This is a genomic window from Burkholderia sp. 567, assembly GCF_040545115.1.
GTDB lineage: Bacteria > Pseudomonadota > Gammaproteobacteria > Burkholderiales > Burkholderiaceae > Burkholderia > Burkholderia ambifaria.
On the sequence record NZ_JBEPLG010000002.1, the window covers coordinates 643052 to 656820 of the forward strand.

At 69.1% G+C, this 13769-nt stretch carries 12 protein-coding genes; 7 read left to right on the forward strand and 5 right to left on the reverse strand.

Annotated elements, in window-relative coordinates:
* Window positions 1-259: 259 nt before the first annotated feature.
* From ABIC50_RS08345 to ABIC50_RS08355, 3 genes are all read right to left on the reverse strand, one after another.
* Window positions 260-463: a DUF2970 domain-containing protein gene (locus tag ABIC50_RS08345; protein ID WP_006750787.1), complete on the reverse strand. Its 204-nt coding sequence runs from the start codon at window positions 461-463 to the stop codon at window positions 260-262.
* Between the two features lie 122 nt (window positions 464-585).
* Window positions 586-2640 carry a pyridoxamine 5'-phosphate oxidase family protein gene (locus ABIC50_RS08350; RefSeq protein WP_354163019.1) on the reverse strand — a complete coding sequence of 685 codons (2055 nt, stop codon included), beginning with the start codon at window positions 2638-2640 and terminating at the stop codon, window positions 586-588.
* A gap of 34 nt (window positions 2641-2674) precedes the next feature.
* Window positions 2675-3319 (reverse strand): glutathione S-transferase family protein, encoded by a 645-nt coding sequence (locus ABIC50_RS08355; protein ID WP_229062675.1) that lies wholly within the window; start codon window positions 3317-3319, stop codon window positions 2675-2677.
* Between the two features lie 127 nt (window positions 3320-3446).
* Here ABIC50_RS08355 and ABIC50_RS08360 point away from each other — a divergent pair, with 127 nt between their 5' ends.
* Window positions 3447-4385 carry a LysR family transcriptional regulator gene (locus ABIC50_RS08360; protein WP_229082560.1) on the forward strand — a complete coding sequence of 313 codons (939 nt, stop codon included), beginning with the start codon at window positions 3447-3449 and terminating at the stop codon, window positions 4383-4385.
* 135 nt (window positions 4386-4520) lie between these two features.
* Complete coding sequence (locus ABIC50_RS08365) at window positions 4521-4784, forward strand: fucose-binding lectin (protein WP_011660332.1); 264 nt, start codon at window positions 4521-4523, stop codon at window positions 4782-4784.
* 313 nt (window positions 4785-5097) lie between these two features.
* Here ABIC50_RS08365 and ABIC50_RS08370 read toward each other — a convergent pair whose 3' ends face one another.
* Window positions 5098-5739, reverse strand: coding sequence for a TetR/AcrR family transcriptional regulator (locus tag ABIC50_RS08370; RefSeq protein ID WP_354163022.1), 642 nt, complete (start codon window positions 5737-5739; stop codon window positions 5098-5100).
* Window positions 5740-5841: 102 nt separating this feature from the next.
* Between ABIC50_RS08370 and ABIC50_RS08375 the strand changes: the two genes are divergently transcribed.
* Genes ABIC50_RS08375 through ABIC50_RS08385 form a run of 3 tightly spaced genes read left to right on the forward strand, consistent with a single transcriptional unit; the run spans window position 5842 to window position 9321 of the window.
* Window positions 5842-6768 carry an SDR family NAD(P)-dependent oxidoreductase gene (locus ABIC50_RS08375; protein ID WP_354163025.1) on the forward strand — a complete coding sequence of 309 codons (927 nt, stop codon included), beginning with the start codon at window positions 5842-5844 and terminating at the stop codon, window positions 6766-6768.
* Window positions 6765-8327 (forward strand): flavin-containing monooxygenase, encoded by a 1563-nt coding sequence (locus tag ABIC50_RS08380; RefSeq protein WP_354163027.1) that lies wholly within the window; start codon window positions 6765-6767, stop codon window positions 8325-8327. Before ABIC50_RS08375 ends, ABIC50_RS08380 begins: the two co-directional genes overlap by 4 nt.
* Before the next feature lie 7 nt (window positions 8328-8334).
* The gene (locus tag ABIC50_RS08385; protein ID WP_354163029.1) at window positions 8335-9321 is read left to right on the forward strand and encodes an alpha/beta fold hydrolase; all 987 of its coding nucleotides are present in this window, start codon (window positions 8335-8337) and stop codon (window positions 9319-9321) included.
* A 77-nt stretch (window positions 9322-9398) separates the two neighbouring features.
* On the opposite strand, the gene ABIC50_RS08390 is transcribed toward ABIC50_RS08385, so the two are convergent.
* Complete coding sequence (locus ABIC50_RS08390; protein WP_229082566.1) at window positions 9399-9797, reverse strand: carboxymuconolactone decarboxylase family protein; 399 nt, start codon at window positions 9795-9797, stop codon at window positions 9399-9401.
* 362 nt (window positions 9798-10159) lie between these two features.
* Here ABIC50_RS08390 and ABIC50_RS33970 point away from each other — a divergent pair, with 362 nt between their 5' ends.
* Entirely contained in the window at window positions 10160-12187 is a 2028-nt protein-coding gene (locus tag ABIC50_RS33970; protein WP_471685774.1) for a collagen-like triple helix repeat-containing protein, read from the forward strand.
* 120 nt (window positions 12188-12307) lie between these two features.
* On the forward strand, window positions 12308-13591 hold the full coding sequence (locus tag ABIC50_RS08405; RefSeq protein ID WP_354163038.1) for an isoprenylcysteine carboxylmethyltransferase family protein: 1284 nt from the start codon (window positions 12308-12310) through the stop codon (window positions 13589-13591).
* The last annotated feature ends 178 nt before the right edge of the window (window positions 13592-13769 follow it).

Sequence of the window (13769 nt, forward strand, 5' to 3'; positions counted from 1 at the left end):
GTGGATCGGATGCGTGTCGGGCGACCGGCTATGCCGCGCGGTGTTGTCATGCAGGGGACGCTTCGAACGCCCCGGTGCGGGCGCCGGGCATTTGCGTGCACCGTTCGTCGGAACGGCGGAATGCCCGTCGCACGCGACATCGCGGCGTGGCGCGCATTTTACCCCGGGCGGGGCTGGCGGCCGGAGAATCGGCCGAAACGGAAGGCGGGAAGCGGGAGGGGGAACGCGGGCACGGCGACCGGCGTGATTCGGCGAGCGCTCAGAACCCCTGCATCGTCACCGTCGGATCGACGACCAGATGGACGACGCCATAGATCACCGCGCCGACCAGCACCGCGAGCACGATCGCGACGAACGGCAGCAGCGTGAAGTTGACGTTCGCGAGATCGGACGCGTGCGCCTTGCTGTTGCGTACGCCGAAGAAACTCCACAGAACCAGGCGGATCATGCTAAACAGTTTCATGATGTTGCTCCTTTTCCTCTATCGGTTGACGCTATCGTCGATCCGACAGGCCTCCTGAAAAAGAAGCAGTTGCGTGCGTTTTTTGCGCAGCACGGGCTGTGCGACCGCATGCCGCACGCGCGTCAGCGGTCGAGCACGAGCGGCTCCGTGGCCCCCTCGGCAGGTTGCGCGACGCACAGCAGCGCGCAACCGGGCTCGACCGGCGCGTCGTACGACTGCACGTAATCGACCGCCCCGGACAGCACGCGCGTCGCACAGGTGCCGCACGACCCCGACCGGCATTCGGACGGTACCGCCACGCCCTGGCCTTCCGCGAATTCGAGCAGCGTGCCGTCGGCGGGCGTCCATACGGCGTCGCGCGCGGAACGTCGGAACACGACAGGCACGCTCGCCACCGACGGCACTCCCGTCGCGCGGGCCGCACTGCGCACGACACTCGACGGCCCGAACGCCTCGAAGCGGATACGCTCGTCCGGCACGTTCAGCGCACGCAATCCGTCGTACAAATCGCGCATGAACGCGGACGGCCCGCACAGGTAGAAATCGTAGTCGTCGAACGGCAGGATGCGCTTCAGTTGCGCGACGTCGATGCGGCCCGGCCGCGCCGCGCCGTCGCGCTGCGGCCGGCTGTCGAACCAGTGCAGCGCCACGCGTGCGTCGGTGTCGGCGATGCGCGTCAGCTCCGCCGCGAACGGCCGGTCGGCCGTATCGCGCGCGCCGTGCACGAACACGACGCGGCGCGACGGCGTGTCGTCCGCCAGCGCGCGCCGCAGCATCGCGAACATCGGCGTGATGCCGATGCCGGCCGACACCAGCACGGCCGGACGGGGGCTCGCGACGTCGAACGTGAAGCGGCCGCGCGGCATCTGCGCATCGAGCGTCATCCCGGCATGCGCGTGGTCGTGCAGCCATGCCGACACGCATCCTTCGCGCTTCACGGTGATCCGGTAATGCGGTGCGCCGGGTGCATCGGAGAGCGTGTAGCTGCGGATCGCGGGCGCGTCGCTGTCCGGCAGCGCGATACGCAGCGTCAGATGCTGGCCGGCTTCATGGGCTGGCAGCGCGCCGCCGTCCGCCGGTTCGAAATGAAACGAGCGGATCGCGCGCGCTTCGTCGACGATCTTCGCGATGCGCAGCGGGCGCCAGTTGGACGGCGATGCGGATGCGGGCTCCGAAGCCGCCTGCGCACCCGCGTTCGCCGAGCCCGCGGCCATCGCCGCAAACTGCGGCGCCCGCTCGGGCACCGACCACCGGAACGGCAACGCGCCCCGCGTGCGCCGCACTTCGTCCACATGAAACCGCACGACCCGCTGTGCGCCGGCGAACGACGCGACGAGCGGCCCGTCCCACACGATCTCCGCCCGCGCGGCGACATACAGCACGTCGCCGCTGTCGAAATCGAGGAACAGCAGCCCCGCGCGCGGATCGTGCTGCAGGTTGCCGAGCGTGTTGAAGAAGCGGTTGCCGCTGAAATCCGGCGTCGTCAGCGTGCACGCGTCGTCGACGCGCACGAAGCCCGGCATGCCGCCGCGATGCGACACGTCCGCGCCGCCCGCGGCGCCCGCATCGGCCGACGTATTCGCACTCGCGACGAAGAACGTATCGGCCTGCGCGAGCAGCGCGCGATCCGCGTCGCTCAACCGATCCGACACGTCGGCCGCGCCGGACGCATCGCCTTCCCGCGCGACGAACGTGGCTTTGCGACCCTGGATGTACTTCGCGCAGTTGCCGAAGCTCTGCTCGACCGCGATCGTCAGCGCGCCGCCGTCGACCGCACGCACGACGCCGTTCACGCGATTGCGCCGGCGCGTGTCGAACTCGATGCCGAGCCCGCCGAGCGGCGCACCGGGCTGCCACGCACCGGCCAGCGGATCGCCGGGCAGCGCATCGCCGCCGATGTGCAGCGTGCGCGCGTCCGGCGCCGTCACGAAGCCGGGCATCCCTACCCGCAGCGTCGCCCACGGCTGGCCGTGCGCGTCGACGCCGCCGAGCACGAAGAACGGCAGCTGCGCAAAAAACGCCCGGTGCTGGTCCGGCATGAAGCGACGGATCCCGCGCCGGCCGGCCGCCCCCGCGGCCTCCGTCACGCCCGCGCGCTGCTGCACGGCGAGCTCGCCCGCATGAAAAGGCGCAACGTCGAGTTCCCAGCCCGGTACGGCGGCGGTCGGCGCGGTCATCGCATTTCTCCCGGTAAAGACGTGTCGTGGCGCGTCAGGCGGCCAGCAGGCCGGCACGGGTCGTCGGCATGCCGACGAAGCCCGGCAGCGCCTCGACGCGCGCGAGCCACGCCCGCACGTGCGGATACGGTTCGAGCGACACACCGCCTTCCGGCGCGTGCGCGATGTACGTGTAGGCGGCGATGTCGGCGATCGTCGGCTGCGCGCCCGCGGCGAACGGCTTGCCGGCGAGCTCGCCGTCAATCACCGCGAGTATCTTCGCGGCGGTGCGCTTGGCCGCGTCGTGATCGAGCGGCGCGTTGAACACGGTGACGAGCCGCGCGGCCGCCGGCCCCGACGCGATCGGCCCGGCCGCGTACGACAGCCAGCGCTGCACGGTCGCCGCGCCGGCCGCATCGTCGGGCAGCCAGTGCGCGTCGCCGTAGCGCTTCGCGAGATAGACGAGAATCGCGTTCGAATCGGCGAGCACGGTGCCGTCGTCGTCGATCGCCGGCACCTGGCCGAGCGGATTGACGGCGAGGAACGCGGGGTCGCGCTGCGCGCCGGCCGCGAGGTCGACGTCGACGATGTCGGACGGCAGCCCGAGCAGCGACAGGAACAGCCGGACGCGGTGCGCATGCCCGGACAGCGGGAACGAATAGACACGAACTGGACGGACGGGCTTGCTGGCGGCTGGCATGGAAAGGCTCCTGGATCTCGCGCCGCCGGAAATCGGCGACGACCAGCCCGCAGCGTAGCGCTCGCCGCTCACATCCAGAAGGCGGATAATCGCTGAAACATTATCCTTTCCCATAGGACAATCAACGATGGCCGACCTGCGCGACGTGAACCTGAACCGGCTGGCGATCTTCGTCGCGGTGGTCGATGCCGGCTCGCTGACGGCCGCGGCCGAGCGGCTCGGCCTCGCGAAGACGGTCGTCAGCACGCACATGCAGCGCCTCGAATCCGAAGTCGGCGCGAACCTGCTGGTGCGCACCACGCGGCGGCTGAGCGTGACCGATGCGGGGCGCGCGTTCTACGACGCGTGCCGCGACATCGTGCTCGCGACCGAAAGCGCGCTCGACGCTGTGTCGTCCGACGCGGGCCCATTGCGCGGCACGCTGCGCGTGAGCGTGCCGATCGACTACGGCGCGCTGGTCGTCGCGCCGGCCATCGTCGCGCTGCGCGATGCGCATCCGGGGCTCGACGTCGAACTGATCGCGAACGACCGCGTCGTCGATCTGGTCGCGGACAACCTCGATGTCGCGATCCGCCTCGGCCGCCTCGCGGATTCGAACCATCGCGCGGTGCAGCTCGGTCAATACGAGAAATGGGTGGTGGCGAGCCCCGCGTTCGTCGCACGGCATGGCCTGCCGCGCGATCCGGACGCGCTCGCCGCGCTGCCGTTCGTGATGCTGTCGACGCCGTCACGCCCGCATACGCTCGAACTCCACGACACGAGCGGCGGCCATGCGTCGGTGCGCTGCACCGCGCCGGTCGTGTCGAACACCGCGACGGCCTGCCGCGCGATCGCGCTCGCGGGCGGCGGCTTCGGGTTCCTGACGGATTTCGCGACCGCGGAGGACATCGCGGCCGGCCGGCTCGTCCGGCTGCTACCCGCCTGGCGTTCGGCGCTGGCGGGGATTCATGCGGTGTATCCGTCGACGCGGTTGCCGTCGCGGACGGTGCGCGCATTCATCGACGCAATGAAGGCGCGGATCGCGGAAACCGCGCCGGCGGCAACGGATTTTCTCGCGCCGAATTAATCGCGCCATTTATTCACAAAAAATCTCATATTGATTTTCGAGATTTTCATCTAACCTTATTCCCGGTAATGCGCGGAATCGCGTTTTACCGAAACACTTCAATTCTCCGCCTTATTCCAATCAAGGAGTTTGAACATGCAAACCGCCGCAATTTCCTGGGGAACCACGCCGTCGATTCGCGTCTACACGGCCAACGGCAACAAGATCACCGAGCGCTGCTACGACGGGTCGAACTGGTACACGGGGGCGTTCAACCAGGCCGGCGACAACGTGTCGGCGACGTGCTGGCTGAGCGGGAGCGCCGTGCATATCCGTGTGTACGCGACGAGTGGGGGCTCGACCACCGAGTGGTGCTGGGATGGTGATGGCTGGACCCGGGGCGCATACACGGGCTTGTAATCTCGCAGTGCACGCGCGCGACACGTTTCGCGTGCAGGGCCGACGCAACGTCAATTTTCATTGGCGTCGCGCCGGCTTGTTTCATTTAAATTCGATTATATATATTCGCAAACCGACAAATCAAAAAAATGAATATAGCCAATGACAATTTCGTGAAATTCTGCGCCTTGTTAATATCGATCCCCACCCGTTAATTATCGGTATCGATTGCGCGTAATGAATTCACCCCGGCGAAAAACGTAAATCAAATCGCAACATGCGCGCAATTGGCTTCGACCCCTTCATTCCGGGCGCCACCAAGCGCTTGGCCCAGCTACCCCTCTTCCCTCAACGTACCTAGCAGCACTTTCCTGCAACTCGCGATCATCTGCGCCTCCGGATCGCGATACTCGGTGAGCAGCCATGCGGCGCCGACATTCGTCATCGCGCCGACCAGCGCGAGCCCGACGAGCCGCTGCTCGGTGCGCTCGGCGGGCGTCACGGCCTCGCGCGCCGCGCCGATGGCCATGATCAGCTTGCCGAAGTCGATCAGCATCCGCTGGTAGGTCATGTCGGTATCCGCGCTCACGCCCATCACCTCGAGCAGCAGCACGCGCGCCGCGCACGGGTCGCGCAGGAAGCCGAAGAACGCGGCGAGCCCCGCGTCGACGCGCTCGCGCAGATCGCCGCCGCGGTCGGCCACCGCCCGCTCGACCGCGTCGTGCAGTTGCTGCGCGTGATGCAGGTAGGTGCAGCGCAGCAGATCCTCCGTGCTGTCGAACGCCGCATAGAAATAGCGGTCGTTCAGCTTCGCTTGCTGGCAGATCGACCGCACGGTCGCCTTGCGGAAGCCGACCGTGCCGAACATGTGCGTCGCCGCGCGGATCAGCGCGTCGCGTCGCTCGGCGGCGCGCACCTCGGGCGCGACACCGCCGTACGCGCGCCCCCGTTTTTCCGTTTCGAGTGCTTTCTCCATTTCGCTATTTGACATCAGGACACCCGAAAACTAAAGTGGTGACGAACATCACCACAATAAGCACGCCGCCGGCGCAGTGCAAGCGGAACGGGAGGAAGACGAATGAAGGGTTTTTCCGGCAAGGTCGCCGCGATCACGGGCGCCGCCTCCGGCATGGGCCGCAGCCTCGCGGTCGAGCTCGCGCGGCGCGGCTGCGAGGTCGCGCTCGCCGACGTCAACGATGTCGGGCTCGCCGGCACAGCGGCCGCGTGCGGCAAGCACGGCGTGCGCACGAGCATGCGACGGCTCGACGTCGCCGACCGCGACGCGGTGTTCGCGTGGGCCGATTTCGTGCGCGCCGAACACGGCAAGGTCAACCTGGTCTTCAACAACGCGGGCGTGTCGTTGGCCGCGAGCGCCGAGACCGCGCGCATCGCCGATCTCGAATGGATCGTCGGCATCAACTTCTGGGGCGTCGTGCACGGCACGCAGGCGTTCCTGCCGCATCTGCGCGCGTCGGGCGACGGGCACGTGATCAACACGTCGAGCCTGTTCGGGCTCGTCGCGATGCCGACGCAGAGCGCGTACAACGCGACCAAGTTCGCGGTGCGCGGCTTCACCGAGGCGCTGCGGATGGAGCTCGAACTCGACGGCGCGCCGGTCAGCGCGACCTGCGTGCATCCGGGCGGCGTCGCGACCGGCATCGTCGATGCGAGCCGCGTCGACACCAGCATCCGCGCGCTCACGGGCCAGGACGAAGCGACCCACCGCCGCCAGGCGAACCGCCTGATCAACGCGACGACGGCCGACGACGCCGCGCGGCAGATTCTCGCCGGCGTCGAGCGCAATGCGCGCCGCGTGCTGGTCGGCGCCGATGCGCGGCGCCTCGACAGGATCGCGCGCCTGCTCGGCGCCGGATACCAGCAGCTGGTGTTGCGCTACGTGCGCCGCGCACGCGCACGCAATCTGTGCCCGAAGGCAGCCGCCGCGGGAGAACGCACGCACGCGCCGGCCGCACGCCCCACCCCACCGACCAAGGACCTGGCATGAGCTCGACGACGACCGACCGGCGCGACGCGCCGTCCGCCTGCGGCGACAGCCGCGACCTCGACGTGCTGATCGTCGGCGCCGGCCTGTCCGGCATCGGCGCCGCGTATCACCTGAAAAAGCGCTGCCCGTACGCGAGCGTCGCGATCGTCGAGGCGCGCGATGCGATCGGCGGCACGTGGGACCTGTTCCGCTATCCCGGCGTTCGTTCGGATTCCGACATGTTCACGCTCGGCTACAGCTTCCGCCCGTGGCACAGCGACAAGGCGATCTCGGACGGGCAGACGATTCTCGACTACATCCGCGACACGGCACGCGCGTACGGCATCGACAAGACGATTCGCTACGGCCAGAAGGTGATCGCGGCCGACTGGGATTCGAACCGCGCGCGCTGGACGGTGCGCATCGAGCGCACGCGGGACGGCACGGTCGACACGCTCGTCTACACGTGCCGCTTCCTCTACATGTGCAGCGGCTATTACGACTACGACGGCGGCTACCTGCCCGACTGGGCCGGCATGGAATCGTTCGAAGGCCGCATCGTGCACCCGCAGCAATGGCCGAAGGACCTGTCGTACGCGAACCGGCGCGTCGTCGTGATCGGCAGCGGCGCGACGGCCGTCACGCTGGTGCCGTCGATGGCCGCCGACGCGAAACACGTGACGATGCTGCAGCGCTCGCCGACCTACATCGTGTCGCTGCCCGCGCGCGACAGGATCGCGAACGCGTTGCGCCGCGTGCTGCCGTCGCGGCTCGCGCACCGGCTCGTGCGCGTGAAGAACGTGCTGCTGACGATGTACCTGTACAACGTGTCGCGCCGCAAGCCCGAGCAGACGAAGCGGTTCATCATCCGCGCGGCCGGCAAGCAGCTCGGCCCCGACTTCGACGTCGCGAAGCATCTGACGCCGCGCTACATGCCGTGGGACCAGCGCGTGTGCCTCGTGCCGAATGGCGACCTGTTCAAGTCGATCCGCGCGGGCCGCGCGTCGATCGTCACCGACGAGATCGAACGCTTCACGCCGACCGGCCTGCAGCTGAAGAGCGGCCAGCAGCTCGACGCGGACGTGATCGTCACCGCGACCGGGCTGAAGGTGAAGATGCTCGGCGGCGCGCGCGTCACGGTGGACGGCCGCGCGGTCGACTTGCCGCAGACGGTGTCCTATAACGGAATGATGTACAGCGACGTGCCGAACCTCGCGTCGTCGTTCGGTTACACGAACGCATCGTGGACGCTGAAGGCCGAGCTGATCGCGCGCTACGTGTGCCGGCTGCTCAACCACATGCGGGCGAACGGCTACGACACCTGCGTGCCGCGGCTCGGCGCCGGCGACCTCGGCGACGTGCCGGCGGTGAACCTGAGCTCGGGCTACATCCAGCGCGCGGCCGGCATCCTGCCGAGGCAGGGGCACCGCAAGCCCTGGAAATTCCATCAGAACTACGTGCTCGATCTCGCGTCGCTCAAGTTCAGCGGACTCGCCGATTCGGCGATGAAGTTCGAACGCCGCGCGACAGCCGGCGCGGCCGCCGCGCCGGTTGCCGAACCCGTACTCGAAACCCGTTGAGGCCGACATGAGCCATACGCTTCATCTGATCCAGAACGTGCTGCTCGGCGTCGTCGTGGTGCTCGCCGTGCTCGCGCTGTTTTCCGGCTTCATCGCGCGCCGCGTGACGCGCGCGTTTCCGCCCGAAGGGCGCTTCGTCGACGTCGGCGGCGATCGCATCCACTACGTCGAGTACGGCAGCGGCCCGCCGCTCGTGTTCGTGCACGGGCTCGCCGGACAGTGGCGCAACTTCGCGTACCTGCCGCTCACGCGGCTCGCGCAGCACCATCGCGTGATCCTCGTCGACCGGCCCGGCGCCGGCCGTTCGCTGCGCGCCGCCAGCTCGCAGGCGAACGTGTTCGCGCAGGCCCGCACGATCGCCGCGTTCCTCGACGCGCTGAAGCTCGACCGGACGGTGCTCGTCGGCCACTCGCTCGGTGGCGCGATCGCGCTCGCGGTCGGCCTCAACCATCCGGAGCGCGTGAGCCGGCTCGCGTTGATCGCGCCGCTGTCGCACGACCAGACCGAACCGCCGGCGCCGTTCAAGCCGCTGATGCTGCCGTCGCCGCTGGTGCGCCGCTTCGTGTCGTGGACCTTCGCGGTGCCGCTGACGATCCTGACCGGCCGCAAGGCCGTCGACCAGGTGTTCGCGCCGGAAGCCGTGCCGCGCGACTTCCCGGTGAAGGGCGGCGGTTTGCTCGGGCTGCGCCCGCACGTGTTCTACGCGACGGCGACGGACCTGCTGTCGGCGCCCGCCGACCTGCCCGCGATGGAGCGACGTTACGCGGACCTCACGCTGCCGGTCGACGTGCTGTACGGCCGCGCCGATCCGATCCTGAACTGGCGCGCGCATGGCGAGGCGCTGGCGAACAAGTCGGCGCGCGTGCGACTGACGGTCGTCGAAGGCGGACACATGCTGCCCGTCACGATTCCGGACGCGACCGCGGACTGGCTGCTCGAGGTTGCCGCCGCGCCGGTCGACGTGCCGGCGCAGGGTGCGCACGTCGAGCATTGAGCGTCATCGGGTAGACGGGGCGAGCGCGCTGAGGATGGCGGCGCGCCGGCGCTGCGGGGGCGGGCACCGCGCGTCGGTCACGCTTCGTCGTCGGGCAGCGACAGCCCGAGTTCCGCGATCACCTCGCGCGCGCTGCGGAACGCTTCGACCGCGGCCGGCGCGCCCGCGTACAGGGCGCTGTGCAGCAGCACCTCGCGGATCTCGACGAGGCTCGCGCCGTTGTTGAGCGCGCCCCGCACGTGGCCCTTCAGCTCCGCGCTGCGCCCCAGCGCCGCCAGCATCGCGCACGTGCAGAGGCTGCGCGTCTTCAGGTCGATGCCGTCGCGCTGCCAGGTGCTGCCCCATGCGTGCTCGTTCAACCAGTTCTGCAGCGGACGCGAAAATCCGTCGAGATCGCGCATCGCGCGCTCGACGAATGCGTCGCCCATGACTTCGGCGCGGCGCGCCTTGCCCTGTTCCCTGTCCTGTTCGCTCACGTCGGTGTCCTCTCTGAAGTCGCGACCGCTTCGGCGCCGGCCGCGGCCGGGTGGGTTCGCGTCATGTTCGCGGCACGCGGGCGTTTCGTCAAAGAGTCGGCGTTCCGGTCGCGGCCACCCGCGTCGCGGCGGGACGAACGCTACGTAACATCGCGCCGCGCGTTACGGCGCCTTACGGGAACATCGCAGCGGGCGGATTGGCGCGCTTGGTATGCCCATCTCGCGAAACCGCCATTCCTCCGTTTAAATCGCGCCGGTATTCCCGATTTCCGCAACAAAGCGCCGGCGCGTCGCGCGAAAGATGCCATGGCGCGGAATTTGCAGTAATGGCCCTCGGCACAACTTCCAATGTCGAGGGCACCATGCACCATTACTTCAAGAAAACGACGGTATCGCTGGCCGTCCTGTCGCTCGTCACACTCTACGGATGCGGGTCGGTCGACGGGCCGGTCACGCCGTCGGTCAAGCCGAGCACGTCGGGAACGTCCGGCATTTCGGGGACCTCGGGGACTTCGGGAGCATCCGGGAACACCTCGACGGGGACGTCCGGTGGCGGTAGTTCGGGGACTTCCGGTGGGGGGTCGTCGGGAACGTCGGGAGGCGGTAGTTCGGGGACTTCGGGGACTTCGGGGACTTCCGGCACCTCGGGTACGTCCGGCACGTCGGGTACTTCCGGCACGTCGGGTACGTCCGGCACGTCGGGTACTTCCGGTACCTCGGGTACTTCCGGTACGTCGGGTACTTCCGGCACTTCCGGCACGTCAGGCACTTCTGGTACGTCGGGTACGTCCGGCACCTCGGGTACGTCCGGCACGTCGGGCACTTCCGGCACCTCGGGTACCTCCGGCACCTCGGGCACTTCCGGCACGTCGGGCACTTCCGGTACGTCGGGTACTTCCGGCACCTCGGGCACCTCGGGCACTTCGGGTACGTCGGGCACTTCCGGTACGTCGGGTACCTCCGGCACCTCGGGTACTTCCGGTACGTCGGGTACTTCCGGCACCTCGGGCACCTCCGGTACGTCGGGCACTTCGGGTACGTCGGGCACGTCGGGCACCTCCAGCAACGTCACCCCGCTCGGCAACGTCCTCCAGCAAACCGGCACGCTCGTCACGGGACTTGGCACGACAGTCGCGAACGGCGGTACCCAGATCGGCGGCGTGCAGGTCCCCGGCACGAGCCCGACGACGGCCACCAGCATCGGCAACGCGGTCACGAGCCTCGGCAACGGCGTGCAGTCGCTCGGCAGCGGCGTCGCGGCGGGCCTCGGCTCGATCGGCGTGTCGCCGAACCCGCTCGGCCCGACGCTCACGTCGACCACCGGCCTGCTGACCGGCGCCGGGGGCGCGGTCAACAACCTCGGCAACGCAGTGACGAGCCTCGGCAGCGGCCCGCTGTCGCCGCTCGCGCCGGCCACGACGCTGGTCGGCGATCTGGTCAACACGGTCGGCACCGCGGTCAACTCGACCGCCTCGGCACTCAACACGGCGCTGAACAGCGCGCCGGTCCAGCAGCTCGAGACGCAGCTCGGCAGCGTGATCAACCCGATCACGAACACGCTGACCGGCGGCGTCACGACGCCGGGCGCCACGCAGACGCTCGGCAACGCGACCCTGCTCGGCGCGCCGCTCAGCGGCCTGCTGAGCACGCTCGGCAGCGGCCTCGGCCTGGCCGGCTCGCAGGTCGGCAGCGCGACCGGCAACCCGGTCGGCACGAGCGCCGGCGGCAGCGTGTCCCAGCTCGGCAACACGGTGGCGTCGGCCGGCGGCCTGCTGTCCAGCGGCAGCTCCAGCAGCGGCACCAACCCGCTCGCACCGATCACCGGTCTGCTCGGTACGCTGACGGGCGGGCTCGGCGGCGGCAGCAGTTCGAGCGGGTCGGGCGGCACCAGCGGGACGAGTGGTACCAGCGGCGGCCCGCTCGCGCCGATCACCGGCCTGCTCGGCACGGTGACGGGTGCGCTCGGCGGCCTCGGCTCGAGTGGAACGAGCGGAACGAGTGGCACCAGCGGCACGAGCGGCTCGGGTGTCGGCGGCCTGCTTGCGCCGGTCACCAGCCTCGTCAACTCGCTGACCCCGCTCGGCGCCAGCCTGACCGGCACGGTCACGACGCCGGGCGGCGGCCTGACAGGCAACCTCGGCGGTGCGCTGACGAGCGGCCCCGTCGGCACGCTGACGGGTTCGCTGACGTCGCCGGCCGGCGCGCTGGGAGCGCTCGGCACGGCGAGCCCGAGCGGCGCGGCCGGCACGGTGACGACGCCCACCGGCAGCAGCACCGTCGCGACCGGCCTGACCGGCGGCTCGACCAGTGCCGCGGGCGGCACGAACAATCTGCTCGCGCCGGTGACGAACCTGCTCGGCGGTCTGCTCGGCGCCACCCCGAAGAAGTAACGCTGCACCCATCAAAACCACAGGCCAATGGCCGGGCGCGTACCAATCCAATGCCCGGCCGACGGCCGGCGTCACCCGCCAAGCGGGGGCGCCGGCCCTCATCCCGACGAGGATTCGATCATGAATTCCACCATCGACGGCATCGCCGCCGTCCAGGACCGCCCGCCCCGTTCCGCCACACCATTGCGCGCCGGCCTGCTCGGCATCGCGGCCGGCCTCTTCGCGCTGTGGATCACCCGCGACCAGCCGACCCTCGACGCGGCCACACGCGCGGTCATCGCCAGCCTCGCGATCATCGGCACGATCGCGCTGCACGAAATCTTCATCTCGCGCGTCTACCTGCGCCCGAGCGCGGGCCTGTCGCGGCAGGCCGTGCGCACGCTCGGGCTCGCCCGCGTCGCGACGCGACTCGGCGCATTGACGTCGATCTACGCCGGCATCGGCCTGCTCTACTGGCTGCTGCCCGAATATCACGGCGCGTTCTACCTGCCCTTCTGGTCGCTGCTGCGCTCGCTCGCGCCGTACGTGATCGTCGCCGCGCCGTTCTACTTCGCGTGGATGGATCGCCACCAGCGCGAGACCGACGACGCGTACCTGCTGTGGGGCCGCTTCCTGTTCCGCCGCGAGCAGCCCGCGAGCTGGCAGCCCGTGCGCGAGATGCTCGCCGGCTGGGGCGTGAAGGCGTTCTTCCTGCCGCTGATGACCGTCTACCTGTCGAAGGACGCCGATCACCTGAGCGCGTCGCTCGCGAACGCGATGCACGCGCCGATGACGCTCGCGACCTTCGTGTTCCTGTACGACCTGTCGTTCACGATGGACCTGATGTTCGGCACCGTCGGCTACCTGTGCACGTTCCGCATCCTCGACAGCCACGTGCGCACCGTCGAGCCGACGACGCTCGGCTGGGTCGCCGCGCTGATGTGCTACCAGCCGTTCTGGTCGCTGATCTCGAACAACTACATCCGCTACGAAGGCTCGCTGTTCTGGGACAACTGGCTGTTGTCCGCGCCGATGCTGCGCGTGATCTGGGGCGCGGTGATCATCCTGTTGCTGATGACCTACGCGCTGTCGACGATCTCGTTCGGGCTGCGTTTCTCGAACCTCACGAACCGCGGGATCATCACGTCGGGCCCGTACCGCTTCACGAAGCATCCGGCGTATATCGCTAAGAACCTGTCGTACTGGATGGTGTCGGTGCCGTTCGTCGAGCCGCTCGGCTGGCAGCTCGGGCTCATGCACTGCGCGGGGCTCGTCGCGGTCAACCTGATCTACTACACGCGGGCGAAGACGGAAGAACGGCATTTGATGCGGGATCCTGACTATCGCGCGTATGCGGAATGGATCGCTCGGCACGGGCTGTTCGCGCGGATCAAGCACGCGTTCGGGGGGCAGCAGGCGGTGTGAGGATGTCTCGCGCTCATCGGTTCGATGAGCGCCTCCGGTATGGAAGTCCCGGCGGAACGCGTGCGATGGACGCAGCGGCTACCGTGTCGTGTCGCGCATGTGCGATACAAACCCACTCGCGATGTCGCACCCCGGGCCGGCGCACGCAAACGCATCGCCATCACACGCCGCCCCTTGC